General features: G+C 60.8%; 22 protein-coding genes and 7 pseudogenes. 8 read left to right on the top strand and 21 right to left on the bottom strand.

All coding sequences use genetic code 11. From position 1 onward, the window contains the following. Positions 1–17: 17 nt before the first annotated feature. The 5 genes and pseudogenes from J5289_RS28675 to traA form a co-directional block, all read right to left on the bottom strand. The gene (locus J5289_RS28675; protein ID WP_209207857.1) at positions 18–326 is read right to left on the bottom strand and encodes a transcriptional repressor TraM; all 309 of its coding nucleotides are present in this window, start codon (positions 324–326) and stop codon (positions 18–20) included. Between the two features lie 419 nt (positions 327–745). Beyond that, entirely contained in the window at positions 746–1,372 is a 627-nt protein-coding gene (locus J5289_RS28670; protein WP_209207856.1) for a TraH family protein, read from the bottom strand. 13 nt (positions 1,373–1,385) lie between these two features. Then, positions 1,386–2,555, bottom strand: a pseudogene (locus J5289_RS28665) (conjugal transfer protein TraB). Positions 2,556–2,571: 16 nt separating this feature from the next. Continuing rightward, positions 2,572–3,099 (bottom strand): conjugative transfer signal peptidase TraF, encoded by a 528-nt coding sequence (traF, locus tag J5289_RS28660; RefSeq protein WP_209207855.1) that lies wholly within the window; start codon positions 3,097–3,099, stop codon positions 2,572–2,574. Then, positions 3,096–6,398, bottom strand: coding sequence for a Ti-type conjugative transfer relaxase TraA (traA, locus tag J5289_RS28655; RefSeq protein WP_209207889.1), 3,303 nt, complete (start codon positions 6,396–6,398; stop codon positions 3,096–3,098). Before traA ends, traF begins: the two co-directional genes overlap by 4 nt. A gap of 257 nt (positions 6,399–6,655) precedes the next feature. Here traA and traC point away from each other — a divergent pair, with 257 nt between their 5' ends. From traC to J5289_RS28625, 6 genes and pseudogenes are all read left to right on the top strand, one after another. Then, positions 6,656–6,952: a conjugal transfer protein TraC gene (traC, locus tag J5289_RS28650; RefSeq protein ID WP_209207854.1), complete on the top strand. Its 297-nt coding sequence runs from the start codon at positions 6,656–6,658 to the stop codon at positions 6,950–6,952. 4 nt (positions 6,953–6,956) lie between these two features. Continuing rightward, positions 6,957–7,172 (top strand): type IV conjugative transfer system coupling protein TraD, encoded by a 216-nt coding sequence (gene traD, locus J5289_RS28645; RefSeq protein ID WP_209207853.1) that lies wholly within the window; start codon positions 6,957–6,959, stop codon positions 7,170–7,172. Continuing rightward, positions 7,159–9,129: pseudogene (gene traG / locus J5289_RS28640) on the top strand (Ti-type conjugative transfer system protein TraG). Before traD ends, traG begins: the two are co-directional and overlap by 14 nt. Further along, a pseudogene (locus J5289_RS29675) lies at positions 9,126–9,577 on the top strand (thermonuclease family protein). The pseudogenes traG and J5289_RS29675 overlap by 4 nt, the downstream one beginning before the upstream one ends. Before the next feature lie 96 nt (positions 9,578–9,673). Then, positions 9,674–9,979 (top strand): WGR domain-containing protein, encoded by a 306-nt coding sequence (locus J5289_RS28630; protein ID WP_209207850.1) that lies wholly within the window; start codon positions 9,674–9,676, stop codon positions 9,977–9,979. Between the two features lie 42 nt (positions 9,980–10,021). Beyond that, a complete protein-coding gene (locus J5289_RS28625) occupies positions 10,022–10,300 on the top strand; it encodes an HU family DNA-binding protein (protein WP_012648969.1) in 279 nt (92 codons plus the stop codon). Between the two features lie 44 nt (positions 10,301–10,344). Here J5289_RS28625 and J5289_RS28620 read toward each other — a convergent pair. From J5289_RS28620 to J5289_RS28555, 14 genes and pseudogenes are all read right to left on the bottom strand, one after another. Then, positions 10,345–10,679, bottom strand: a pseudogene (locus J5289_RS28620) (DUF736 domain-containing protein). A gap of 1,349 nt (positions 10,680–12,028) precedes the next feature. Further along, the gene (locus tag J5289_RS28615) at positions 12,029–12,400 is read right to left on the bottom strand and encodes a hypothetical protein (RefSeq protein WP_209207849.1); all 372 of its coding nucleotides are present in this window, start codon (positions 12,398–12,400) and stop codon (positions 12,029–12,031) included. Further along, the gene (locus tag J5289_RS28610; protein WP_209207848.1) at positions 12,397–12,663 is read right to left on the bottom strand and encodes a type II toxin-antitoxin system prevent-host-death family antitoxin; all 267 of its coding nucleotides are present in this window, start codon (positions 12,661–12,663) and stop codon (positions 12,397–12,399) included. The genes J5289_RS28615 and J5289_RS28610 overlap by 4 nt, the downstream gene beginning before the upstream one ends. A gap of 132 nt (positions 12,664–12,795) precedes the next feature. Then, positions 12,796–12,948, bottom strand: coding sequence for a hypothetical protein (locus J5289_RS28605; RefSeq protein ID WP_209207847.1), 153 nt, complete (start codon positions 12,946–12,948; stop codon positions 12,796–12,798). 291 nt (positions 12,949–13,239) lie between these two features. Next, positions 13,240–14,148 (bottom strand): hypothetical protein, encoded by a 909-nt coding sequence (locus J5289_RS28600; protein WP_209207846.1) that lies wholly within the window; start codon positions 14,146–14,148, stop codon positions 13,240–13,242. Further along, on the bottom strand, positions 14,148–14,555 hold the full coding sequence (locus tag J5289_RS28595) for a hypothetical protein (RefSeq protein ID WP_247750815.1): 408 nt from the start codon (positions 14,553–14,555) through the stop codon (positions 14,148–14,150). The genes J5289_RS28600 and J5289_RS28595 overlap by 1 nt, the downstream gene beginning before the upstream one ends. A 141-nt stretch (positions 14,556–14,696) precedes the next feature. Next, positions 14,697–15,621: pseudogene (locus J5289_RS28590) on the bottom strand (ArdC family protein). A 272-nt stretch (positions 15,622–15,893) separates the two neighbouring features. Further along, on the bottom strand, positions 15,894–16,784 hold the full coding sequence (locus J5289_RS28585) for a MobA/MobL family protein (protein ID WP_209207845.1): 891 nt from the start codon (positions 16,782–16,784) through the stop codon (positions 15,894–15,896). Positions 16,785–16,802: 18 nt separating this feature from the next. Next, positions 16,803–17,279 carry a ProQ/FINO family protein gene (locus tag J5289_RS28580; protein ID WP_209207844.1) on the bottom strand — a complete coding sequence of 159 codons (477 nt, stop codon included), beginning with the start codon at positions 17,277–17,279 and terminating at the stop codon, positions 16,803–16,805. A 19-nt stretch (positions 17,280–17,298) separates the two neighbouring features. Continuing rightward, positions 17,299–17,571 carry a hypothetical protein gene (locus J5289_RS28575; protein WP_247750814.1) on the bottom strand — a complete coding sequence of 91 codons (273 nt, stop codon included), beginning with the start codon at positions 17,569–17,571 and terminating at the stop codon, positions 17,299–17,301. Beyond that, a complete protein-coding gene (locus J5289_RS28570) occupies positions 17,568–17,945 on the bottom strand; it encodes a hypothetical protein (RefSeq protein WP_247750813.1) in 378 nt (125 codons plus the stop codon). The genes J5289_RS28575 and J5289_RS28570 overlap by 4 nt, the downstream gene beginning before the upstream one ends. Beyond that, a pseudogene (locus J5289_RS28565) lies at positions 17,942–18,831 on the bottom strand (hypothetical protein). The gene J5289_RS28570 and the pseudogene J5289_RS28565 overlap by 4 nt, the downstream one beginning before the upstream one ends. Then, entirely contained in the window at positions 18,828–19,304 is a 477-nt protein-coding gene (locus J5289_RS28560) for a hypothetical protein (protein WP_209207843.1), read from the bottom strand. Before J5289_RS28560 ends, J5289_RS28565 begins: the two are co-directional and overlap by 4 nt. A 92-nt stretch (positions 19,305–19,396) precedes the next feature. Further along, a pseudogene (locus J5289_RS28555) lies at positions 19,397–21,179 on the bottom strand (ParB/RepB/Spo0J family partition protein). A 343-nt stretch (positions 21,180–21,522) separates the two neighbouring features. Here J5289_RS28555 and J5289_RS28550 point away from each other — a divergent pair. Both J5289_RS28550 and J5289_RS28545 read left to right on the top strand, forming a co-directional pair. After that, complete coding sequence (locus J5289_RS28550) at positions 21,523–21,873, top strand: antitoxin Xre/MbcA/ParS toxin-binding domain-containing protein (protein WP_209207842.1); 351 nt, start codon at positions 21,523–21,525, stop codon at positions 21,871–21,873. Positions 21,874–21,879: 6 nt separating this feature from the next. Next, positions 21,880–22,377: an RES family NAD+ phosphorylase gene (locus J5289_RS28545; RefSeq protein WP_209207841.1), complete on the top strand. Its 498-nt coding sequence runs from the start codon at positions 21,880–21,882 to the stop codon at positions 22,375–22,377. A gap of 83 nt (positions 22,378–22,460) precedes the next feature. Here J5289_RS28545 and J5289_RS28540 read toward each other — a convergent pair whose 3' ends face one another. Further along, positions 22,461–22,760: a cold-shock protein gene (locus J5289_RS28540; protein ID WP_209207840.1), complete on the bottom strand. Its 300-nt coding sequence runs from the start codon at positions 22,758–22,760 to the stop codon at positions 22,461–22,463. Between the two features lie 15 nt (positions 22,761–22,775). Further along, positions 22,776–23,141: a hypothetical protein gene (locus tag J5289_RS28535; RefSeq protein ID WP_247750812.1), complete on the bottom strand. Its 366-nt coding sequence runs from the start codon at positions 23,139–23,141 to the stop codon at positions 22,776–22,778. Between the last annotated feature and the right edge of the window lie 77 nt (positions 23,142–23,218).

The following is a 23,218-nucleotide window of genomic DNA, read 5'->3' as shown; positions in this document are numbered from 1 at the left end:
TCGGTCCTGAACCAGGATCAGTTGACGGTCACTTTCGGGATGTAGCCGAGGACGCTGATCAGGGTACTCACTGCGCTCATCTGCGCATGCATCTCAATGCTGGCCTCAATATAACGAAGATGCTGTGGGCCACCGGTCAATTCCCCTGACCTGTGGCTTTCCGGCAGTGCCTGGAATAGTTCGTCAGCCTTTTCGACTAACCGCCGGTGCGTTCGGATCGCGCGGACGGTCAGGCTTTCCAAGTCGGCGTGAGGTAGTCCTCGCGTTAGCCCCACAACCGGCCGGAGCTCCACTCCCTTGGACAAAATCACATCTTCCGATTCCATGTTTTCCAACCCTGGTTTTGTCTGCGGTCCGCCCCCGCTGACGTTGAACCCTATGAACCCTAGCCGGGGGTTAGAATCCGAGATGAATCGGCCCTGAGACCTTTAGCACCGAAGCGCCTGGACATGAGTCACAGGCCCCCGGCCATAAGGTCAGAGGATTCCTGGCGCCATTTCGGTCAGCGCCAACCTTTCATCTGCGGATTCTAAGCCGCAACGCAGCACGTACTGCGTCCCGGCCTTTATAAGAGTCATTTCAACGAGATGCCAGTGGGGATCGGAATAGAGAAGATGCAAATCTTCACATCGGAGAAGCATCAGACGCCACGAATTCCGTTCCGATCGGTATCTTCGAGCGTAGTCCAAGCACTTTGAAACCGTCGCTGCGCAATTCCGTTGGATCGATCAACTGATGGTACCACTTACTTTTCATGAGCACCGATGCCAGAAAGATCAATCCGGATCCCTGCCTTGTTGGGGTCGGTAGCGATTTCCGGCGCAGCAACGGAATCGTCGGTCGCACCTCCTTCCGCGCGTTGGCTGGTGCTATCATCTTCCCGCTCGGGCAGTGCGTCTGCCAATTTCACCTCGCCCGGCTCGGCTGCCCGAAACACTGCCGTTCCTTCGAAATATCCCGTCTGCCAGGCGATAATCGCGTCGTCGAACACTTGCGGCAGGACACCCTTGGCGGTCGGATTCCCATACCATTTGGTGACAATCCGGTAGACCTTCGCGAAGAGCGCCGTGCCCATTCGGATGTTCTCGCAAGCATCGACCAGGTCCGGCTTCATCTCGCCCGCCTCCACGATGCCGAGCCCGGCGGGATATTGTGTGATCCCGACGCGAACGGTATTGCGACCGAGATTGTCTCGGATAAGCGCCAACGCCTCCTCGGCTGTCTTCGGCCTTGGCACAAGCACCACTCGGTTGCCGGTGCGGACTGTGACCGCGAGTGGGTCCGGTGCCCCTGCCCGCTCGATGAACTGTTCGACGATCGCCGGCTTCAGGCCGGGATCGCTGCATTGCTTGATGAGGGCGGCATCGATCATCGCGAACAATTCCTTATCTGTTGAAGGCGGTGACGACAGGCAGTCCGAATAGTTTTGCCCAGGCAATCACGCTAGCGTTCTGAATGGCGACGATCGACGTTCCCGCGGTCCACCATCCGTTGCCCGCGGCGACGATTGCGGTGGGAGAATGCAGCATCGACTGCAGGACCGGCCAGAGGAGGAGCTGTTCGTAGCAGATCAGCGCGGCGACCTTCTGACCGTCGCTTTGCACAACTGGATTGCTGAAGAGGTTGGCGCGGGCTCCACCGTCCTGCCCGGTCTATGCCCGCCATGGCTGCCACATGGACACCGGGACTGGCATGCGTTCGCGATAGAGAATTCGTGCCTCATCAGCCGAAATCTCCACCATGACATTGTCATAGCCGCCCGAATCGAGGACGGCTGCGCCGGCGATCACAGTTAGCTCCGAGCCTCGCAAGCCTTCCTGCCAGACCCTCGCCACGGTCGGTGTCCAGAAACCCAGAGCACTTTCGGGAAGAACGATGAAGCGGGTTTTCGCTGATACTGCCGTGCGCACCGTTGCGATCAGGTGACGGTGATGCGCCAGCGAGCCGTCTCGGCCAAGGGTTTCTCCATGTTCGAGGTCGACGCCTTTCCAATTTTCCGCTACTTTCGGCGGCGTCCAGGTTGTGGCCGACCAGACGTGAAGTCCACCCAGGACTGCGACCGCGATCGGCCACCTTCGACTGGTCATGACGACCAACAGGATCGCGGTCGCACCGAGGCCCCACCACCCCCATCCCGGAAACAGTATGCCGGCTGCGGTGAGCGGATGCGCCCAGCCGGTTATGCCGAGGGGCGGCAGTCCCATGAGCATCGCCGCTACAAGATAGCGCACCGCCCTTCCCACCTCCGGTCGACCTTCTCCCGGAGACTTCCCTTCTGGTTGCCCCTTCCAGAGCGCCGCATGCACGCCAGCGAAGGAGAGTGAAGCAACTGTCCAGAGCAGAAGCCCAGGCCAGAAATCGGTGGCATAGAAGTTGGCGACGCCCAGCGGCAGCCCACGCGAGGCAGCCAGAAAATATCCGGCCGACACGAGCAACGCCGTCAGCCGCGACGGCGACATCGCCCAGAGCGCCGGAAACAACACAGCGACAGGAAGCGCCAGCACATGACCGCTCCAGGCAGTCCAGCCGCAAGCGACAGATACGGCGATGAGCAGGCAGGAGCGCCGCCTGTTATGGATGGAATGTGAGGACCGGCCGCGCCAGGCCGAGAAGGCCAGTGTCGGGAACCGGCCCAAAGTACCGACTATCATAGGAGCTCGCAAAGGATGAGTGAAGAAACAGATTTCTCAGTGGCACGATGCCGGTCTTGAACGGTGTGATTGGCCTGCCCTCGCCATCGCTCGTTCGAACGATCGATGAGGCAAGAGGCCTGCCGTCGACAGTGACATTCGCGCCGATTTCAATGTGCTGTCCGGGAAGTGCCGCCACTGTCTTGATAAGCGGCGCAAAGCCACCGGGGCAGAGGCCACGCCTGACATAGCCGCGGCGGCGTGCCTCCTCGAATGACGCGGTCGTCGGCGGGCAGATAAACACGAGATCGCCGACCTCGACCGGACGCTGCAGGGCCATGATACGCCAGAGCCCAAGCGGCTCGCTCGGCGTCAGGTTCAATCGAAAGCCGCCGAAGTATGCGATTGCCGCCAGAGCGGCGATCATCCCACCCAGGCCGGCCAGGAACAGGAGAAGCCGCCGCCTCATTGCTTCATCACCGGCGTCTGGCGCTGGGCGAGACGCAAATCCTCGGCCTGCCGCAGGGTCTGGACGGTGCGCTCGTGCGCGGCGAGCTGCTGGGACGTGCGCATGATCGGCCAGGCTTCCTTCAGACGCTCCTTCTGCTCGGGCTGCATCCCGTTGGAGAGTTTGTCGAAGAGCTTTCCGGACGGTTCACGCGCGGCATTGGTGAGCAGTGTGCGTTCCCCGAACCGCAGGGTGACGGCCTGGTTGAACCCGTCAATTTCCAGCTTGGTTTCCCGATTGCTCAGTGCATATGCCATCGCCGCAGGCAGATCGTTGCGGTCGATCGCGTCACGCACGCGCTCCAGCACCACATGTGCTGCCGGCGAGAGCGCCGGGATGTCGATCGATACGCGCTGGCGCTGTACCTGCTCGTCTGTGGAAAGCCGCTTTGTGGCAGCCTCGCGCATCTGCAGATACTGCTCGAGATCGCGCTTCAGGGCGGGGACGTTTATCTCGGCGATGCGACGGTCCTCGCGCTCAGTCTTGCTGGCAAGAATGCCGGTCTTGCCCCGCAGCGGCCCAATCGATGCAGGCTCCGCCTCAAGCTTCTGAATCACCTGCCGTGCCGTATCCTTCTCAGTCAGTACAGCGTCGAAGTTCATCGCTTGGAATGCAGTTTCGGGATCGGCGAACACATAAGCGAAGCGGGCCGAGACCTCTTCCCATTGTTTCTTGAGGGCTGGATCAGTGTCGAGCTTGTGCTCCACCGTATCGGCAACGGAACCGGGAAATATCTTGATGCCTGCGACCATGGGCGCGGCCTCCTTCATTGTTTGGGTTTTCGGGGGATGGTGCAGACCGAGACGCTCTGCAAAGACGGCAAGGCGCTGGCTAAGCTCGACCAGTTTCGTCTTCTGGCGCAGCGTCCAGTCGAGTTGGTCACGTAGTAGCGTACGGGCCACCTGGACGATGTTGAGGCCGCGACTTTCCGCAAACCGCAGTGCCTCGCGGTAAAGCTTTCCGCGCTCGTAATCGAGCGTGGTATCCTTGGCATTTTTTCGGGAAAGAACTTTGCTGAGCCCGCCGTTGAAGGCAAAGGATCGCGTCCCGTAGTAGAGCTGCAAATCCTCGCGATGGCGGGTCATCGCCACATAGGTCAGATGCCGGTCGAGGGAGAGGCTTGCCAACACCTTCACGCGGTCGACGGTAGCGCCCTGGCTTTTGTGGATCGTGGTGGCGTAACCATGATCGAGATTGCTGTAGAAGCGCTGCTCAACGATGACGTGCCGTCGCTGATCACCCTCTCCGATCACAGCGACGATCCTATTCGGTGCGGCCTCAATGACATGAGCGATCATGCCGTTCTTGACGCCGAGCGACCCTTCGTTCTTCAGGAAGACGATCTGGTCGCCCGCGTCGAATTGGCGAATGCCATCAGCCGTTTTGAAGACATGGCCCTCACCGACAATGCCGCGTTCGACGAGTTTTTCGCGGGCCATAATGTTCAGCGTCCGCACGTCGCGGCGCAGATGCGCGAGGATCAACGTTGTCTTCAACTGATCGTAATCGTTGTTCCAGTCACCGATCAGCCGCTCGACCGCCTCGGCCTTGAGGCGCGTTCCCGTGATCCTGACATTGGCATCATAGGCGGTCAGCGCCTTTTCCACGTTGCCTCGGGCCAGATCAAGCGATGCCTTGCGCATCCAGTCCTCGCGCTGGCGATAGATCGTCTCGAGTTCGGCATAACCAATGCGGTCAACGATGGCGCGGAAGGCTGCACCCGCCTCGATCGGCTGGAGTTGTTCGGGATCGCCAACCAGTACGATCTTGGCGCCTGCCCTAACGACGGTGTCGACGAAGCCGGCCATCTGTTTTGAGGCGACCATGCCCGCTTCATCCATGACGAAGACGGTGTTGTCATCGAGAACGTCACGGCCCCGATCCCAGCGCAGCTCCCAAGACGCGAGCGTCCGGCTCTGGATCCTGGCTTCCTTTTCCAGTCCCTCCGCCGCCTTGCCGGCAAGCGCTCCGCCGACCACACGATATCCGGCCAGTTCCCACGCCTCGCGGGCAGCCTTCATCATCGTGGTTTTGCCTGCGCCGGCGCGTCCAACCACGGCCGCGATCCGGGCGGGACCGGCGATCCGCTCGATCGCGGTTTTTTGCTCTTCCGAGAGCCGCTCGTGCCGCCGGAAAGTTGCGACCAGAGCAGCTTCAGAGACGGCATGACCGTACCGGTTCGACAGCCATAACGCCTGCCGCACCATCGTCGCTTCCAGCCGGATCATCGCCCGGGTTGAGTAACGGGCCTGCACCTTTTCTCCGGTCGCGAACTCGATCGTGTCGCGCTGTAGCCGGAGAACCTCGGGGTTCAGGATGATGCGTAACATCAGTTGCTGGAAAACAGTCGGGTCATCGACATAACGATGCAGAACCTTGGCGACATCGCGTTCATCGAAAACGCTCTGCTCTCGCGTGATCATGTCAAGCACGATGGCTGGATTGTTCAGAATGCGGCGGGCGTTTTCGCTCCGCCGCTCTTCGTTCAATTCGATGCGCTCAAGCTCTGGCCGGAGGCCCTGCTCCTGCGCCTTGCGCGCGATCGCCTTGGCGCCAACGCCGAGATGGATCGTCGGTTCGAGGTCGATACCCTGCTTTTCGTAGGAACGGCCGTCGATACGGAGATCGATGCCGCCGAGCGCCAGATGATGGTTCAGCCGCTCGAACCATCCATCGCGCAGAGTATTGAAGTCGTCGATCGAACCCGCCCAGAGCTCATAAAGGATTTTCCCGGACTTCGTGCGGACTGGCTGGCCGTCCTCGCCGGTCACCGCGACCTTCTTCGATCCGAACCCGTCTTCGGTCAGTGGGCGCAAGGTGGTCATCAGGTGGATATGCGGATTGCCGGGATTGTCATGGTAGACCCAGTCCGCGACCATACCTTTTGGGAGGATATGCTTGTCGACATAGTCCCGCACCAGCGCAATGTTCTGCTCGGACGACAGCTCCAGTGGAAGCGCTATGGTCAGGTCGCGAGCGAGCTGCGCATCGGAACGCTTCTCGAAGGCCTCAACCTTGTTCCAGAAGGCGTCCGAAGCTCCGGCGACAGAGCGGTCCGCGATCATTGCGCGGACCCATTTCGGGGCATCGGCCGGGAGCAGGAATTCCTCATGCACAAGCCCCTCTTTCCGAGTGTAGTCGATGGTACGGGCCTCGCGCTCGTATTCCATCTTCGCGCAGTGTCGATAGGCCGCAGACAGCACCACACTGCGGCCGCCGCCGCGGCTGACGATGCTGGCTGAGAAATGGGCGATGGCCACGGCGTAAAACACTCCCGGTTCGAACTTCGTTCGTCGGGAGCGGCAACCCTACGACGGCCCCGCCAGGGCCGTGGGCAAGCACGTCGCACCAGCGACGTATAATTGCGCCCTTGGATCCGCTCCTTCGGAACGGCGGGATCATCCTCCAAAGTGTCGGCCTTGCCGACGTGCAGATCTGCACATTCCTTCGGAAGTGCTTTTGAGGAAATCTTGCAGCGTGACAAACGCCGCCAAGATTTCCAGGAGATGCGACCGGAATGAAGAAACCATCATCGAAGATCAGGGAAGAAATCGCCAGATTGCAGGATCAGCTGAGACAGGCAGAAACACGCGAGGCCGAGCGCATCGGCCGGATCGCGCTGAAGGCCGGTCTGGGTGAGATCGAGATCGAGGAAACCGAGCTACAGGCTGCGTTCGAAGAGATCACCGGGCGGTTTCACGGAGGCAAAAGAGTTGCGACCGGGAAGAAAAATGCCGGGGATGGTCGTACCGGCGGTGAACCATCGGCGACGATCGCGTCTGGCGCGCCTGCGGGCAGGCCTGGTGAGGCTTGAACGGATGGCCCGCACGATGACGAATGACGCGCGAAAGAAGGACACGCGCGAAAAAATTGAACTCGGTGGCCTGATCATCAAGGCAGGACTGCGCTATGAGAAGCGGGCACTGCTGCTCGGCCTGCTGATCGATGCCAGTCGTCGCCTCAAGGCCAACGATGCGGAGCAATCGCGCCTCACGGCGATAGGCGCCGAGGCGTTCGCTCATGACGGCGAGTAAACTGTTCCTTGCCGTCATCCCGGCCACGACGATGATCGTCGTCGTGGTTATCATGCCGGGGATCGAGCTCTGGCTGGCCGCGTTCGGCGAGACGGCGCAGGCCAAGCTGATGCTCGGGCGGATCGGCCTCGCGCTGCCCTATGCGACAGCAGCAGCGATAGGCACGATCTTCCTGTTCGCGGCAAATGGTGCAGCGGGTATCAAGGCGGCAGGATGGGGCGTCGTCAGCGGAAATGGTGCGGCAATCCTGATCGCGGTGCTACGCGAGGGGGTTCGGCTGGCGGGGATCGCTGGCGAGGTTCCGGAAGGACAATCCGTGCTCGGATATGCGGACCCCGCAACGTTGCTTGGCGCATCAACAACATTCCTCGCCGGCGTCTTCGCACTGCGCGTCGCGGTGATGGGGAATGCAGCTTTCGCCAAAGCCTCGCCACGACGGATCGGCGGAAAGCGAGCGGTGCATGGGGAAGCCGACTGGATGAAGGAACAGGAGGCTGCAAACCTCTTCCCCGATCCCGGCGGCATCGTCGTCGGCGAACGGTATCGCGTCGATCGCGACAGCGTCGCGGCTTTGTGGTTCCGCGCCGATGATCCGTCGACCTGGGGCGCGGGAGGCAAGAGCCCGCCCCTGTGCTTCGACGGCTCCTTCGGCTCGTCGCATGGCATCGTCTTCGCCGGCTCCGGCGGTTTCAAGACGACGTCGGTAACGGTCCCGACCGCGCTCAAGTGGGGCGGCGGCCTCGTCGTCCTCGATCCGTCGAGCGAGGTGGCGCCGATGGTAGCAGAGCATCGCCGCAAGGCTGGCCGGAAGGTGATCATTCTCGATCCTTCGGCGCCAGGGGTCGGCTTCAACGCGCTCGACTGGATCGGGCGACACGGCAGTACGAAGAAAGAGGACATCGTCGCCGTCGCGACCTGGATCATGACCGACAATCCGCGATCGGCGTCTGCCCGCGACGATTTCTTTCGGGCATCGGCGATGCAGCTCCTGACGGCCCTCATCGCAGACGTCTGCCTGTCCGGTCACACGGACGAGGAAGACCAGACGCTGCGCCGTGTGCGGAAGAACCTCTCCGAGCCTGAACCACAGCTGCGGGCGCGCCTGACAAAAATCTACGAACAGTCGGAATCGGACTTCGTGAAGGAAAACGTCTCGGTCTTCGTCAACATGACACCGGAGACCTTTTCCGGCGTCTACGCCAATGCGGTAAAGGAGACCCACTGGCTGTCCTATGCGAACTATGCCGCACTCGTCTCGGGCGACAGTTTCTCGACCGACGATCTCGCCAAGGGCGAGACTGACATCTTTATTGCGCTCGATCTGAAGGTCCTCGAAGCCCATCCGGGACTGGCACGCGTGGTTATCGGATCGCTGCTCAATGCCATCTATAATCGAAATGGCGATGTGAAAGGTCGCGCGCTCTTCCTGCTCGACGAAGTCGCCAGGCTAGGCTATCTGCGCATCCTGGAAACCGCCCGCGACGCCGGACGCAAATACGGCATCACGTTGACGATGATCTTCCAGTCCATCGGACAGATGCGCGAGGCTTATGGCGGGCGGGACGCGACGAGCAAGTGGTTCGAATCTGCGTCGTGGATCTCGTTCGCCGCGATCAACGACCCTGATACTGCCGACTATATCTCGAAACGCTGCGGCGATACGACGGTCGAGGTCGAACAGACAAACCGCTCGTCGGGGATGAAGGGATCGTCGCGCTCACGTTCCCGGCAGCTCAGCCGCCGTCCACTGATCCTGCCGCATGAGGTGCTGCGCATGCGCGCTGACGAGCAGATCGTGTTCACATCGGGCAATCCGCCGCTCCGATGCGGACGCGCCATCTAGTTCAGACGCAAGGACATGAGCGCGTCCGTCGGAGAAAACCGCTTTCACAAGCAAATCACAGACGGGGTGAAGAGCTATAAGGCCGCTCCGATGACAGACACTGAGGAGACATGACATTGAGACTTTTTACGGCAGTTGCCAGCCTATCCCCCTTAGCCATTGGCATCCTCGCATCTGTTGCCTCAGCCCAGCCTTCAAGCAGTGCAAGCAGCGTGAGCGAAGCCTTCTCTATCTGCGGAAGTGGGCAACGGATCACCTGCGTGGTGGATGGTGATACGTTCTGGTTTCGAGGCGAGAAGATCCGGATCGCCGACATCGACACGCCGGAACTCAGCCCGCCGAGATGCGAGCGCGAACGCGAGCTCGGCTTGCGGCGAAACAGCGGCTGCTTGACATCCTCAATTCGGGTCCGCTCTCGTTCAAGACGACCGCCAGGGATGAAGATCGCTTCGGTCGCAAGCTCAGGATCGTCTACCGCGATCAGCGATCGGTCGGCGATATTCTCGTCGCCGAAGGCTTGGCTCGGAAGTGGCAAGGATCGCGCCGGAGCTGGTGCGAATGATCCGGGCGCCGGCGGATCACTGTAGTGAATCGATGATGCCCGACCGATTCAAAACTGTCATTGGACGGCAGAATCCGAACGCGCGATTCTGCCGGCATGATCACGCAGCCCTACCACCTCTATGTAGAGCGTATCGCGCCGGAAAAGAACATGGCGCGGTTCTACGCGCTTGCTGTCCAGCCGACATTGTTCGGCGAGGTATCGCTTGTGCGCGCCTGGGGCCGGATTGGAACGCGCGGGCAGCAGATGGTGCATCTGTTCGACAACGAAAGCCAGGCCGTCAGCCTGTTCCTCGATGTCGTTCGCGAAAAGCGCAAAAGGGGCTATCGGCCGAAACGACCTGTGGACATCCAGCGGATCCAACCCTCGTCCGCATCGTTGTCGATGACAATACGGCCATAAGCTGACACGGATTTCATCTTTCAACAAGATGCGAGGAATTCCATGACCACCACCAATGAAATCGCCGACAAGATTGCAGCCGACAACGGCCTGACGAAGGTTCAGGCCAAGGGCATTGTCGAGGCCGTGTTCCAGGCCATCGCCGATGCCGCAGGCTCCGACGCTGAAACCTCAATCCCAGGCTTCGGAAAATTTAAGGTGAAGGCATCGCCTGAGCGCGAGGGTCGCAATCCCGCGACCGGAGAAAAGATGACTGTTGCCGCTTCGAAGAAGCTGACCTTCGCGCCTGCCAAGGCGCTCAAGGATGCACTGAACAAGTGATCTCAATGCTGGATGCCCCGCCTTGTCAGGCGGGGCATCCAGTGTCAGTCCCGGTTGGACCGGGACCAGATGAGGGAGAGGCCTTCCTCGCCTTCGACCTCGAACAGCGTTGCGTAGATTGGGGCCGGGAAGCTCGGGTCGTCGAGCTTGACCGAGAGGTAGTCGCGGCCTTGCTCGGAGGTCTTCTGCCAGGCGGCGCCCAGATCGACATTATGCGGTGCACCGCATAATCGACATTGCCCGCGTAGATGCGGAAGTGCGGACCCTTGTCGGAGGGGTTTTCGACGCGGGCGATACGGGCCTTGACGTTGAGAGCAAGCGTACGGATCGAGCCTGTGAAGCCGTTTTCAGTGGTGGTGAAGGTGCCGATGGTTGCCATTGTCATGTCCTTTCGCTGGTTTCGGGCCGCGCTCTTCGCGGCCTCGATGGCAGTCGCAAAGACCGGGGACGATCGGACCGCACCCCGAAGGGGCTGAAACGAAGAGGAAGGCGGCCGGGAGAGACTCTCTTGGTACCGCGAGGAATAGCGGCAACCCGGGGGTCCCCGCTCGACTGGTCGAGTGGGGTGGGTTCCGATAGGGGAAGAAAGTCTCGGACGGTCGTTGCGGGAAGACGATCGAGGCGAAGCCGGTCCCCGGTCAGACATGCCCCATCGAGCCCGCAGAAGAGCCCGGACGCATTGGGGGTGAAAGGACTTTGGCAATGGCAATCTACCGTGTGTGCTCAAAGTGACGGGCTGCTAACGGCGTTAACGGAAGCGGCTGATTCCATCAGGGACTTGCGACGCGCGATGAACTCCCAAATGTTAGCGGCTGTCTAAAAGTGCGGCTATTCGGTGCCGAGGTGTCACGGGCGATTTGCTCCACCATCACCGTATGGTTTGGATTGGTCGCAGTGATGAGCCTGGTAAGGCTTCTCTGACCTATGGTTGGGGTGCTCTTCCATTGATCGCGTGGGAAGCAATAGGCGTTCCCGGCCGGAATTTTCCACGACGGCGCACGGGCTTGCGTGGTGGGAGAGTCTAAAGCCTGACAAATTCTGAAACTGCACAAGCGCAGCCATTGCAAAGGAAATGATGCCGATTGAGCGACGCACGTTTGAGTAGCAATGGATTTTTATGTTCAATGCCAAGTGATCTATCTGCCCGCTCAAGCGAACCATGATCCGTCACGCCGCGTTGTCGCTCACGAAAGCGGCGACTTCGCTCGGCATGCATAGCACGACCGCGAGCGCCTACCTGATAGCGGCGGCGAGCACATCTCTGCTGCTCTTTTCGCGCAGCTTTGGCGCAATCGGGTGTGCAATATATCTGCCATCGATCACAGCTTGAGCAAATCAGCGCTTGAGACCGGCAGCGCAAACACAAATAGAACCGTGCTGACGGCGGATCTTCGCGATCAGGTCGCGCTGATGCAGGACGTGGCGGCACCAGAGGTATCTCCTTTAACTTCCAACATCACGGTAACCCTCGTTGCAGCAGTAATCTACCAGGTTGTGCAAACCGAAGCCTGCAAAGTGAAGACATGTGCCTCCTCAAGGCCATCACGCTGTGGTCCGAAAAGATCGATCGCGGCCTTCGGATTGCATAAGAGAGCTGGAAACCTCTCGCCCCTTCGCTTCGCTGCGCGCGGATTGCGCTCAACTGCGGGAGCGGCTACCGAATGGCGGTGTTGCGGGAACCTCCATCTCCAATCTCGGCACCGAATACCCGCACTTCTCAACGACCGTTCACACCCAAAGCAGGGGGAGGAAGAATGCCTTGCTGAGACGGCCGAGCGGCGGTTCTGGTTCAAGATAAAACGAGCGACCGATCACATCGCTGTTGAACTCATCGAGGATGATCCAAAGCCGAAGATCGGCATCCAGCCCTGCTCGCCGCTTTTCGATCGAGGGAATTTCAGCGGCAAAGCGTGCCTTTTCGGGCTGCTTGGTGGTGATCGGAAAGAACAGCACCAGATCGCCTTCGGGCCGGGCAATCCGGACGCCGACCGCAACCGGCCGATTTTTCCGGCCCTCGGTCTCGCCTTTGCCGCTTTCTCGCGCCCAGAGATAGGGATAGCGAACGATCGCCGCGGTCTGGATGTCGTCATAGCCGCTCACCGGCCAGCCTCGTCGCTCTCGGCATAGGTGTCAACCGCAGCCTCGAACTCGACGAACAGTCCATCCGGCATTGTCTCCAGCGTCACAGCGGACCGGGCATCGGACTGGCGCATCAGCCGGTCGTAATCCTCAATGTTGAGCAGCACGAGACGCGGCTTGTTGCGCTGGGTGATCGTCACAGGATGGCGAAGCGCCTCGGCAATGATGTCGCCGGACTTTCGTGAGAGATCGCTTGTCGTATAAGAGCCTGGCGTGTGGGGCATGCTGATCTCCTAAGTATCATATCGACGCGAGTATAACGCGCCCACGAACGCCTCAGGCTGGCCTCTTTGCCCGCCTTGATCAAGGGTGGGTGCCGTGCCGGCTCAGTGAGCCGGACGACCATCGTAGGGGTCCTATTCGTAAATAATCTCGACCTCGTCGCCATCGATTTCGTCGGCGGGCAACACGCCGAATTCGTCTCCGGATCTGAACAGGACGACGGGGACCATCAGGGTGCGGGCGAGATCGAAGGCGTGGGATTGTGCGAGGCTGAGATTGTGCGACATGGTGAAGAGGCTCCATCCTGGAACGGAACTATTCCCGCTCGATGGCTCCTCCAGAAGTCGGGCATCCGGCCGCGATCACCGCAGGCGAAGCCTGCGGCGGCACGCTTGCGTAGTCCGACCCTTCATGGGTTGATCGTACAAGGCCGGGGATCGACGGAGCCCATCGACAAAGAGCGGGAATGGTACTGCTTCGGGGTGAAACTGACAGATATTGCGCGCAATTTCAGCCTCGCCGCCGCTGTCCCGCCAGTCAAACCACGCCTCATCGCCGCCGTTCACCATCCGGTCGGATTACAGCCCGCACATGCCTTCACACTCGTTTGGCCACAGATCGAGTTGGCCGTGATCGGTCGCCGTCGAAAGGTCGGCATTCTCCAGCGACACGCAGGAGCGATGCAGGTAGACCTCGCCACGGATCCCGCGCAGCCCGGTGCGGATCGCCCGATCGACAGCGACGGCATCGAACCAGGCTTCAGGATCCCCATCACGTATGGCCCGCCAGGCGCTGTTGGAATGGAACGGACAACCAATGCAGGCGCTCTTGGGCGGACGGGGATAGCCGTGCCTGTCGAGCCAACGCAGGCATTCGTATCGGGTCATCCGCCGCTCGATCAGGGGCCAGCGATTGACCTGCCACGCTTCACGCGAGGGCTTCATGCGCACGACCTCATCAAGCGAAATCCCCAGCCATTGCTCAACGACGGGGTGCTTGGGCGAGCGGCGGCGCGTCAGGCCGGCAAGTTCACGCACCTTCCGGCGGATCGGCACGATCTTGAAATCGCCAGTGCATTGGCGACGGATCATGCCAATGGAGACGGTCTCGGTTGCCGTGCGCCGTGTCGAGACCTCGACCAAGTCGCCCTCCTCGTTCTCGTCGAGGACAGGCACCTCTTCCCCGGGTGGCGTCACGATCTTCGTGAAGGCCGGGATCGACGCCCAGCGTCGCCCGTCCGCCGCCTCCATCAGGCCGTCGCGGATGTTTCCCGCCGAGACGACGTGAACCGGAAATGGCAGAACGTTCGGCGACATCAGCCACTCGAGATGCTCATAAACAGCTTTGGGCTCCCAGCCGGTATCGGCAAAGATCGCGCAATCCGGCATGGGACCGATCTCGCCATGGGCGGCCGTCAGGGCGAGTGTCGTGGACTGGACGCCAGCGCCGAGCGACAGCGCGCGAAGGCGTATCGGGGCATCAAACATCAGCCCGCCTCCCCGCTTGTGGCAAGCAGCCACAGCCGAAGGTCCTTGCGCATCCTGCCGATCGGGCCGTTGATCTCGGTGATCGCAGCGTCAGCCGTGAGATAGCCGCCTTCACGGAAGAGCGTCACGAGGTGGCGCATGACGTCGAGGTAGAGGTGGCCACCAACGAGCGCGACCTCCATGAATGGCGCACGACCAAACTGCGTCATGGAAGCGATATGCGCGCCGGCGTGCTCGCCTGACGGCATGACCCGGCGTTGCGTTTTGGGGCGCGGCCACCGCATTCCAGGACCGCCGGCCTTCATGGCTGCGGCGATCTCCGGGGTCATGCGGGCATCGTACATCTCGATCGGTGTATCAGCCGATCGAAACCCGAAATGCGCCGACAGGAAAGCGACCTTCGCCAATCTGCCGCCGGGATCGACCGTGAGCAGGGTGCGCCATAGCGGGCCGTCGTAACGCTGGATAGCGGATGTTCTTCGCGTCTCCCCGTTTTGTGGCCGAGCAGGCGAGGATCAGCAGCCGGGAGGAGAAAGGGAGCTTGGTCATCAGGCTGCCTCCCTTTCTTCAGACACCAGAGGCTGGAGGCTGTGCAGATAATTCACGGCGCGCTGTGCATGCGCGGCCGCCTGGAAGATCGCCCGCTTGTCATTGGAGAGCAGCGTCAGCCACGAGGCGAGGTAACTTGCATGATCTGGACGCGGCTCAAGTTCGGGGACAATCCCGAGGTCAGCAGCCAAGAAAACAGCGCCCATTTCGGCAATTAATTCTTCGCGGCAACGCTCCGACTTGTCCTTGGCGTAGCGGCTGAGATCGCGGCCAACCCGGTCGGCATGCGATGTCCAATGTGTCAATTCGTGCGCCGTCACGGCGACGACTGAGGCAGCGTCCCTGAAACTTTCCCGTACCGGCAACTGAATGTGGTCAGAAACCGGATGGTAATAGGCACTATCGCCTCCATAACGGATCACCGCGCCCGTGTTGCGGAAGAATTGATCCGCATGGGCGATGCGCTCGACGGACTGATGACCGGTTCGGGCGCATCGTAGTACTGGTCCGGCAGACCATCGATTTGCGCCACGTTGAATACTGTGTACGCTTTCAGGAACGGAATATCGCGTTCGACCTCCCCGCCATTGCCGTCGGCTTCCGACTTGGTAAAGCGGCTTGCATAGATGACCGTCGTTCCGGTCTCGCCCTTGCGACCGCTGCGCCCAGCTGCAACGCCTGCCTGAACGTCATCCACATCGGCGACGCATAACCCTGGGCTGTACCCTCCGACCACAATAACAGGACGTTCAGCCCGCTATAGGGCTCGCCATTGTGGCGCAGAGGACGGCTGATCCGTCCGGCGGTGTTTGCGACCGACCACGGCTTTATCCATGGACGCACGCCTTTGTCCAGATCAGCGAGGATCCTGTCCGTGATCCGGGTGTAAAGATCGGCGCGCTCGTTTTCGTTCTTCCTGGTCATTCCTGAAACCTCCGTTTCAGGGCCGCCCCATGCGGCCCGTGACAGTGGTCTCAGAGCGACGGGCAAAAGGAGGCGCACACCCGCAGTCCGCCGGCACAGCCGGCGGCAAGGGCCGCAACGGAGAGGAGGACAGCAAAGCTGTTGCGCGATGACTGACCGGCGCCAGACCGATCAACCGGAACGGGCCGCATGGGGTGGCAGATCGGGGGCCGCTTTATCTCTTTCCCTGCTACCCGGTCTGAATGGGGCTGGATCCGCCGCGCGAGCGGTGGTCAACCTTCGTCGAACACCAGACGGACCAGCTCAGGCTGAAGGACGGGATCATCGACATAGCGGCGCACGAATATCTCGATCGTTTCGCGGTCAAAGGTTTGGCCCGCATCCGCGATCAACTGCCGGATGATCGAGGGCCGCTCCTGGATTATTCTGGTGTTATGGACATCGCGTTCGATCGATCCCGCCTTGCGGTCGATGTCCTCGCCGCGCTCGGTTCTTCGCCGTGCAGCTGAACCGAGATGGGTCTGGGGAATGAGGTCGTAGCCGCGATCTTTCAAACTGCGGTGATCGACGCGAGCGGTCGAACCGGCGTTACGAAGCGCAACATTGACGAGGTTTGCCCAGTGCAGGCGGATTTCGGCGAGATCTGTACGGGGAGATTTCGGCAACCCACGCTTCTCCCTGTCCTTGCCGCCGAGCACGAAATCGATTTTAGCGCCGAAACCCGAAGCTGTAAGCTGACGCGTCGTGCAGAGCAGGAAGGCGACGAGGGAACCCGGTCCGGTCTGTCTGACCGTCAGGTCGATGGCATTGCCCTCTCTTTCGCTCAGGCTCCGGGCGAAAGCTTCCGCCAGAGCGATCGACTGTCGATCGGTGAGCTCCCGTGGCAACGCCGCGTACCAGAGAAGTGCAGTATTGCTGTCGCTGCGTTTTTCGTGTGCCTCGGCCGCGTTCCAGAGCGACAGGCGATCGGCCACATGCGGACAGGACGTGCCCGCCGGGGTTATGATATCCTTGTGGATGAGACCCGGCCTTTGCGGCATGACGTGCCGAATGCCGGTCCGATAATCGATCAACGGTTCATCGGCATAGTAGGATGCGGATGCAACAGCACTCTGGCCCTTTGAGCGGCCGATCTTGTCAACACGCAGATGGTAGATAGCCACGCTGCCTCCGTACAAAAATCAGTTCTGCAGGCCGTCTTCAGCCGCTGGCCCGGCTTCACTGGACGCAACGACACTTTGCACGCCGACGTCCGCCTGTGCAGCCTTGCGGCTGCGCAGGATATCGACAAACCGCAACTGGCTGGAGAGGCGGTCCTCATCGCTGACGGCCATGACCGCCTGGCCATCGATGTCATGACGCATGGAATCCGGTTGGGCGCAGGCGAAAAGATAATTTTTTGCATGGGTATAAACCGCTGTCGCGCGACGAAGCTGCGTTGCGGTGGCGTCATCTCGCAGACGGCTCTTGAACGTCTCGAACAGGCCGATCGCAAATGGCAGGATCGGAGCGCCTTCGCTTGCCGGCAAGACAATGGCCGGTGAGGCGAGAAGGACGTTGATCGCTTCGGCCTTTTTCAGATCATACGCACTGGCGGCGATCGGTCCTTTGGACACACGCCACGGCTTGATCGTATCTGTGGTCAAATTCTCCGTCATCCAGCGTCCCCGTGTGGCTTCATCTGCATCCGCGCCAGCAGATATAAGCCTGCAGCGCCCGTTGCTGCTCGTCCGTCAAAGGCGGCAATGTCGTTCGCCGCACCGGTTTTTCCGCAGTTCTCGCGCTCGGGTTCTCCGCCTCCCTGATGGCGATCAACCGTTCAAGCTCCGCGACACCCGCCTTCAGGCAGGAGATGCCGTCCAGATGACGAAACCGCAGCCAGAACGCGGTGCGGTCCTCACGCGAAGCGCCGATACCTGCCCTTTTCTCCAGATCACCGATCGTGGTCATTGCCGCACCTCGCATTCGAAGATAGCGGAAGACTGCGCGCGTCGACCCGAGGATCCAGGCACATCCCCGACCAGCCGCGACCGGAGCGCCGCGATGGCGGTGTCCTGGCGCGCCAGCTTGCGGGCAAGCGCATCGATCTCCGGCTGGCGCTCGGCGGTCAGCGCAGCCAGGTTGGCGCGATAGCGTTGCAACCAGGTCCAGGGATTGGGCGATCGACGGCGCGGATATTCGCGCCGACGCTCATTGATGAGCGGATCCGTCGCCCGGAGCTTGCGGGTGATCTGACGCTCGATCATCTCCAGCCGATGTTGTGTCTGGCGCCGCGCCTCTTCCATGCGCAGCAACTGCGCTTGGAGGTCTATCATTCCCGTCATGACGCGGCCCTCCCGCGCCAGCCGACAAAACTCGATGGCCCTTGATAAGCCTGGTGCCGGGCGCCATCGATGACGAAGCCGAACCGCCCCCGCGCATGGTATTCATCGTTCGCGACGAGAAACCGTCGTTCTTCGCAGCTGAATTGGCGAGAGCCACCGACTGTGGCCATCACCTCGGTCATGCCGGGATGTTGATCCGACAGGATCGCCGAGATGACGATCCAGGCACCGGCATGCTGTTTCTCGAAGGCCCGGCGATCCTTCTCCATAGATTCCCCAATAGAAAGTTGGTGACCATGGACTGCCTCCCAGGCGTCTGGCCATGAGTTCCGGATTGTCTGGTCAGCGCATTTTCGCTCAAAAGTCGTGAAGAGGCCTGGAAACGTCAGCGCGACGATCGCCCATCCGATATCCTCTTCATAAAATCCGCTGTCGCTCCGCAAGGACGGGTGAACCACACTGTTGCGTTCGCCGGACAATTTAAAGCCGCCATGCCCGCCGTGGTGTGAGAGACGACACCCTCGGAATAGATGGTGGTGCCCTGCGACGGACCCCAGGGTGTGTTGCAGTGGATCCGGGCAGATCGGCGCGCCAGGGAACGCAGCTCACGGCTATGCTCCGCCTGTTCGAACATCCGGAAATGGAAGGCGGTTTCATCCTCGATCATGCCGTCGTGAGAATAGAAATCATCCCGCTTCAGATCGGCAAGTGGGCGGGAGACGCGCCAAGCGGAGGCCAGGAAGTGCTGACCATTACGGCCCGGCAGCAGGGCAAAGACCATGTCTCCGACGCGGGCGACCGTCAGGCCGTCTGCACTTTTCCCGGACCCGACCCCTGAATATTCAGGTGTGGCTGGTTCGACCGTTTCAAGAGGGAGGCCGTTCATGCCGCGGCCCTCCCCTCAACGACATCGGCCGCAACATGATCGGCGGTTACCTCGTCCAGAACGGCATCCGGGTAGCGGTGTTCCTGCAGCCATGTTTCGGCGTCCGCCATGCCGGGCGCGAGGTGGAGCAGTTCGGCGTCGTCCTCTGGCCCGCTGAGGATGCGTACCGCGCCAATTGCCGGCTGCTCGATGACGGTGAACGTCAGATCGTTATCGACCGAAATCGTTTCGTGCACCGTAAGCACCACGATGCCGCCCTGTCCGAAGTCTCCTTTGTGGAGCGTGATCGTGGCTGGCAACGTCATGCTGCCGACCGACCGGGCATCCTGTTTGCGGATCAGCCGGCCGCCACTGTTGCGGCGCCTCCAGTTGGCTAGCTTCTTGCTATGTCGCTCCGGTGGCTGGGACGTTCCATCGCTATAGCGGATCAGCGAGCCGAGCGGCGCGCGATCGAAAATTGCGTGTGCGGACATGTCGGTCCTCCTTGTTGCACGCGTTAAAACAAAGCCGCCGCCAGAAGGCTGGCGGCGGACAAGGCGATCGGAAGGAAATGAAAGTGGGACGGCTACTCGGCAGCGATGCCGTAATGATGATCGGCTGAAGCATCGTCGCCGATCGGTTCCGCGGCAGTCTGGCCGGTCTCCTCACCGGCGGAAGGAAGATCCGCTTCGTCTTTATCCCCCTCCTCGCCCGGGCCTGGATCGGGCATGGCGTTTTCGAAAGTGTCGTCTTCAGCCGGGTCGAACGAGGCTTCTGCGTCCTCTTCAGGTGCAGCGCCCACCTTCAGCAAGTCGGCGAGATCTTCCATGGCCGGTGCGAACAGGGCGGACGGATGGACAAACTGTTCGTCCTTGAAATGGTCGACGAGGGCTGCGCGCGTCTCCCGGACCTTCGGGCGGGGAAGAACAGCAGTTTCATTAGCCGAGGCTTCGAGCGCCTGACGCGACAGGCATGACAGGAAGTCTTCCGTACCCATGTTGGGCAGGAACGCGTCGGCGCCGATGGCGTCTCCGGCAATACGGGCGACAATGCCGCTGTTCGAGATGTTGCGCCTGCACGACAGCACATCGATCAGCACGGATCGTTCTGCGATCCGCAGCCTGTCCACGTCGATTTCGACCTTGCCGTTCTCATCCAGCAGAGGAACGATGTGGCGGTTGAACCGCTTCATACCGTAAACATTGCCATCAGCACCGGTATCCACTCGAACATTCAGGGCGGCGAAGGCGATGACGAGCAGGGCCATCAGCATGTCGTCCTCGATCGGCGCGCGGCCAAGCGCCTCATGCAGCGCATCGGTGCGAAGTCGCCGATCATGTCCTGGCCCTTTTGTGTTACGTCAGGACGCGGCTTCGACGTGATGGACTCGTCAGCAGTATCGCTGTCGGGTGTGTTGGTGCCGTCCTTCCCCTTGGTCTTTTTGATCTCCGGCATCCGGTAATGGAGCGTCTGCACCTTGCCGTCGCGATCGAGATACATCGCCGTGTAATCGCCCTTGCCCGGCTTGCCATAAACGCGGTCGGCCTTTGCCGGCAGCTGTGGCTGACCCCAGCTGTTGACTTCGACGATGGCGCCTTTCTTCGGCAGGTTGCTGGTCATCCATTTCTGCTGGGCGCCGAGAAAGGCCTCGACATCCGTCGTGTAGCGGCTGTCTTCATCGGCTGGAGCGAACAGGTCCTCTACCCACGCGATACCATAGGCCTGTGCCAGATCATCATCGAAACTTGCGTCTTTGGCATACATCCGCGTCTTGCTGAGACCGTTGGCGATCGCCCACCAGGATGCGGTGTCGCCCTTCTTCGGCTTATTGGCCTTCCAGACTTCTTTCTGATCGTCGAGCGAGGCTGCCGCGATTGTGCGAAGCTGCTGCTCCGACGGCATATCGCCCTTGGCCATCTGGTCGAGCATGGCCGGCAGCACGTTGGCGAGAAGTCGCAACTTCCTGATCTGCCGCACCGGCAGGGCGAGCGCGATGGCAATCGCTTCCTCGGTCCATCCAAGCGCGACGAGCCGCTCTGTGCCCCGCCATTGATCAATAGCGCCAAGCGGCTCGCGCGCGATGTTCTCGATCATGCCGCGCATGGCGCCGTTGTCGTCACTGGCATCCCCGACTAAAACCTCGATTTCCTCGAGACCTCGGCAATGGCCTGTTTGACGCGGCGGTGGCCGGCGTCGATGATGTAGGCATTGCCACCGTCCCGCTCCTGGGCGACCACCGGCGGCTGTATGATGCCAACGGCCTTGATGGTTGCCAGAAGCAGCGCGTCGGATTGCGGTGACGATTTCGACTGGCGTGTCCTGTCCGGATTGTCCTTCAACGCGCGCGGATCGAGTTTGACGATATGCATAGGGATGCTCCTGTTCGGTGCGGACGCGGCCCCCTGCCGGTCCTTCTCGCGTCTTCTTTTTTCCGAAGACATCTCCCGAACCGCGGAGCGATTGGTCCGGTGCAACTGAGGCCGAGCATCCCTGCCGCGAAGGACAAGCGGGGCTCACAGCCCTGCGAAGACCGAGTGGCCGGGATCGCGCAGGCGGCGGTTGAGCGATAGCGTCACCGGATCGATCGTTCTGCGAGAAGGGTCATTTCCTCTTCTCCATTCATTTTTTTTATGATTCCCGAATACCTTATCTCCGCTTGTTTCGACGCTATTTTGCGTCTATATGTACGGCATGTCTGGAAAGGAGCCTCTCATGCGTCTCGCTCAATATGCCGATGGAGGCTTTTTCGCGCCTCGCAAGATTGCCGAAGCATTTCTCACCACCAGTGAGGAAGTTGCCCGGACGGCCGGCCTTGGAAAGGATGCCGTCCAGCGTAAGGAACGCGTCCGGTCGGACAGAACCCAGCGCCGCCTGCGCGAAATGATCGAGGTCATCAACAAGGTGGAGCCACGGTTCGGTTCCGCTTTGATGGCCTATGCCTGGTTCAGGTCAGAACCTCTTCCAGGGTTCTCCGGGCAAACCGCCATGCAACTCGTTCGCAGCGGCCGGGCCGAAGACGTCCTCGACTTTATCGATGCTGTCGACGCCGGCGTCCACGCCTGACCCGCGATGCAATATCGCGGACCTCTTTATCGTGCGCTCAACCCCGTCTTCGCGCGTGAACCGCTCTCGGGTCGAGGTGCGGAACTCTATGGCGGCCGGTTCAATCCCAAAGGAGTTCCAGCGCTCTACACGTCGTTGTCGGTGATGACCGCACTGCGAGAAGCCAATCAGGCTGGCAGTTTTCAACCGACGACGCTGGTATCCTATGATGCGGAAATCGACCGTGTGTTCGATACGAGAGATGAGGCCGTGCTTGCGAGGACGGCGATGGACAGAGCGGCACTCTGCGATGATACGTGGCGCGACCAGATGAAGGCGACCGGAGAAGCGCGAACGCAGATCTTCGCTCGCCTGTTGATAGCCGAAGGTTATAGCGGGTTGCTTGTGCGAAGCTTCGCTCAAGGCGTTGGAGAAGACGATCTCAACCTCGTCCTGTGGACATGGGGTGAGAAGGCTCCCTCCCGCCTGACATTGATCGATGACGAAAACCGACTGTCGAAATAACGGGCCGCTCAGCAGTCGCAGACCGCTGACGCCGGTTCGGATGGAGAGGGCCGACGCGGTTCTGTGGTCGTTTCAAACCATGTCTAACCCCGTCGAAGTCCCCATTCTCGTTCGAACTCTGCCTCGAAATCAGCATCATCGTCGGTCCTGCATGCGGGCGGCGAAGCGGTGGCTTCATTTGGCATCAAAGACAAGTCGTGCGCCGAAACCTTGCTGCCTTGGCGGCCCAGCACGTACCGGAGCGGCACGCCGGGCTGCAATGTTGGCAGCTTGGCCTCCGTCACCTTGCTAAGATGGAGAAAGACATCGGGGCCGCCGTCGTCAGGCGTGATGAAACCGTAGCCTTTGGCGGTATCGAACCATTTGAGTTTTCCTGTGGGCATCCCCGTACCTCTTTACTAATGATGCGTCGTCGGCAATTGCTGCGCCGCCCATGTCTCGTATTCGTCGAACAAATCTTCGACCGCCGACCATTGTGGATATGTGCTTCGCAAGAGTTCGTCTTGCTGGCGTACGTCCGGCGTCCCCCGTGCCGCGCGTTTCCGGAATATCTCAATCGCGCTGTGGCGCATTAAAGCAAGGCACTCGGGGCAATCCATGTCGCGGGGCAAGTTTTCCAGCAAACCGCTGACGATGGCCACCCATTTATTGGTGACAAGAGGCCGGTCAGCCACACCCGCCTGTCCTGTCATATCCTCCAGCATCGACAGCAGCGCGACGAACCGCACGGGCCAGGTCTCGGCCAGGAACTGCGGTGTCATCATATCAACGATGCTAAGGAGATGCGGAGGAAGCGCGTTGCAGAACGGGGTTCCTCCACCATATTCTACGACCAATGTTC

Source organism: Rhizobium sp. B230/85 (assembly GCF_019355735.1).
GTDB classification, from domain to species: Bacteria; Pseudomonadota; Alphaproteobacteria; order Rhizobiales; family Rhizobiaceae; genus Rhizobium; species Rhizobium rhododendri.
This window is presented reverse-complemented; position numbering and strand designations above follow the sequence as displayed.

Bases quoted from the DNA above. Each gene is read 5' to 3' on its own strand.
- J5289_RS28675 (WP_209207857.1), bottom strand. From the start codon at position 326: ATGGAATCGGAAGATGTGATTTTGTCCAAGGGAGTGGAGCTCCGGCCG.
- J5289_RS28670 (WP_209207856.1), bottom strand. From the start codon at position 1,372: ATGATCGATGCCGCCCTCATCAAGCAATGCAGCGATCCCGGCCTGAAG.
- traF (WP_209207855.1), bottom strand. From the start codon at position 3,099: ATGAGGCGGCGGCTTCTCCTGTTCCTGGCCGGCCTGGGTGGGATGATC.
- traC (WP_209207854.1), top strand. From the start codon at position 6,656: ATGAAGAAACCATCATCGAAGATCAGGGAAGAAATCGCCAGATTGCAG.
- traD (WP_209207853.1), top strand. From the start codon at position 6,957: ATGGCCCGCACGATGACGAATGACGCGCGAAAGAAGGACACGCGCGAA.
- J5289_RS28630 (WP_209207850.1), top strand. From the start codon at position 9,674: ATGATCACGCAGCCCTACCACCTCTATGTAGAGCGTATCGCGCCGGAA.
- J5289_RS28625 (WP_012648969.1), top strand. From the start codon at position 10,022: ATGACCACCACCAATGAAATCGCCGACAAGATTGCAGCCGACAACGGC.
- J5289_RS28610 (WP_209207848.1), bottom strand. From the start codon at position 12,663: ATGCCCCACACGCCAGGCTCTTATACGACAAGCGATCTCTCACGAAAG.
- J5289_RS28605 (WP_209207847.1), bottom strand. From the start codon at position 12,948: ATGTCGCACAATCTCAGCCTCGCACAATCCCACGCCTTCGATCTCGCC.
- J5289_RS28600 (WP_209207846.1), bottom strand. From the start codon at position 14,148: ATGTTTGATGCCCCGATACGCCTTCGCGCGCTGTCGCTCGGCGCTGGC.
- J5289_RS28580 (WP_209207844.1), bottom strand. From the start codon at position 17,279: ATGACGGAGAATTTGACCACAGATACGATCAAGCCGTGGCGTGTGTCC.
- J5289_RS28575 (WP_247750814.1), bottom strand. From the start codon at position 17,571: ATGACCACGATCGGTGATCTGGAGAAAAGGGCAGGTATCGGCGCTTCG.
- J5289_RS28570 (WP_247750813.1), bottom strand. From the start codon at position 17,945: ATGACGGGAATGATAGACCTCCAAGCGCAGTTGCTGCGCATGGAAGAG.
- J5289_RS28560 (WP_209207843.1), bottom strand. From the start codon at position 19,304: ATGTCCGCACACGCAATTTTCGATCGCGCGCCGCTCGGCTCGCTGATC.
- J5289_RS28550 (WP_209207842.1), top strand. From the start codon at position 21,523: ATGCGTCTCGCTCAATATGCCGATGGAGGCTTTTTCGCGCCTCGCAAG.
- J5289_RS28545 (WP_209207841.1), top strand. From the start codon at position 21,880: ATGCAATATCGCGGACCTCTTTATCGTGCGCTCAACCCCGTCTTCGCG.
- J5289_RS28540 (WP_209207840.1), bottom strand. From the start codon at position 22,760: ATGCCCACAGGAAAACTCAAATGGTTCGATACCGCCAAAGGCTACGGT.
- J5289_RS28535 (WP_247750812.1), bottom strand. From the start codon at position 23,141: ATGATGACACCGCAGTTCCTGGCCGAGACCTGGCCCGTGCGGTTCGTC.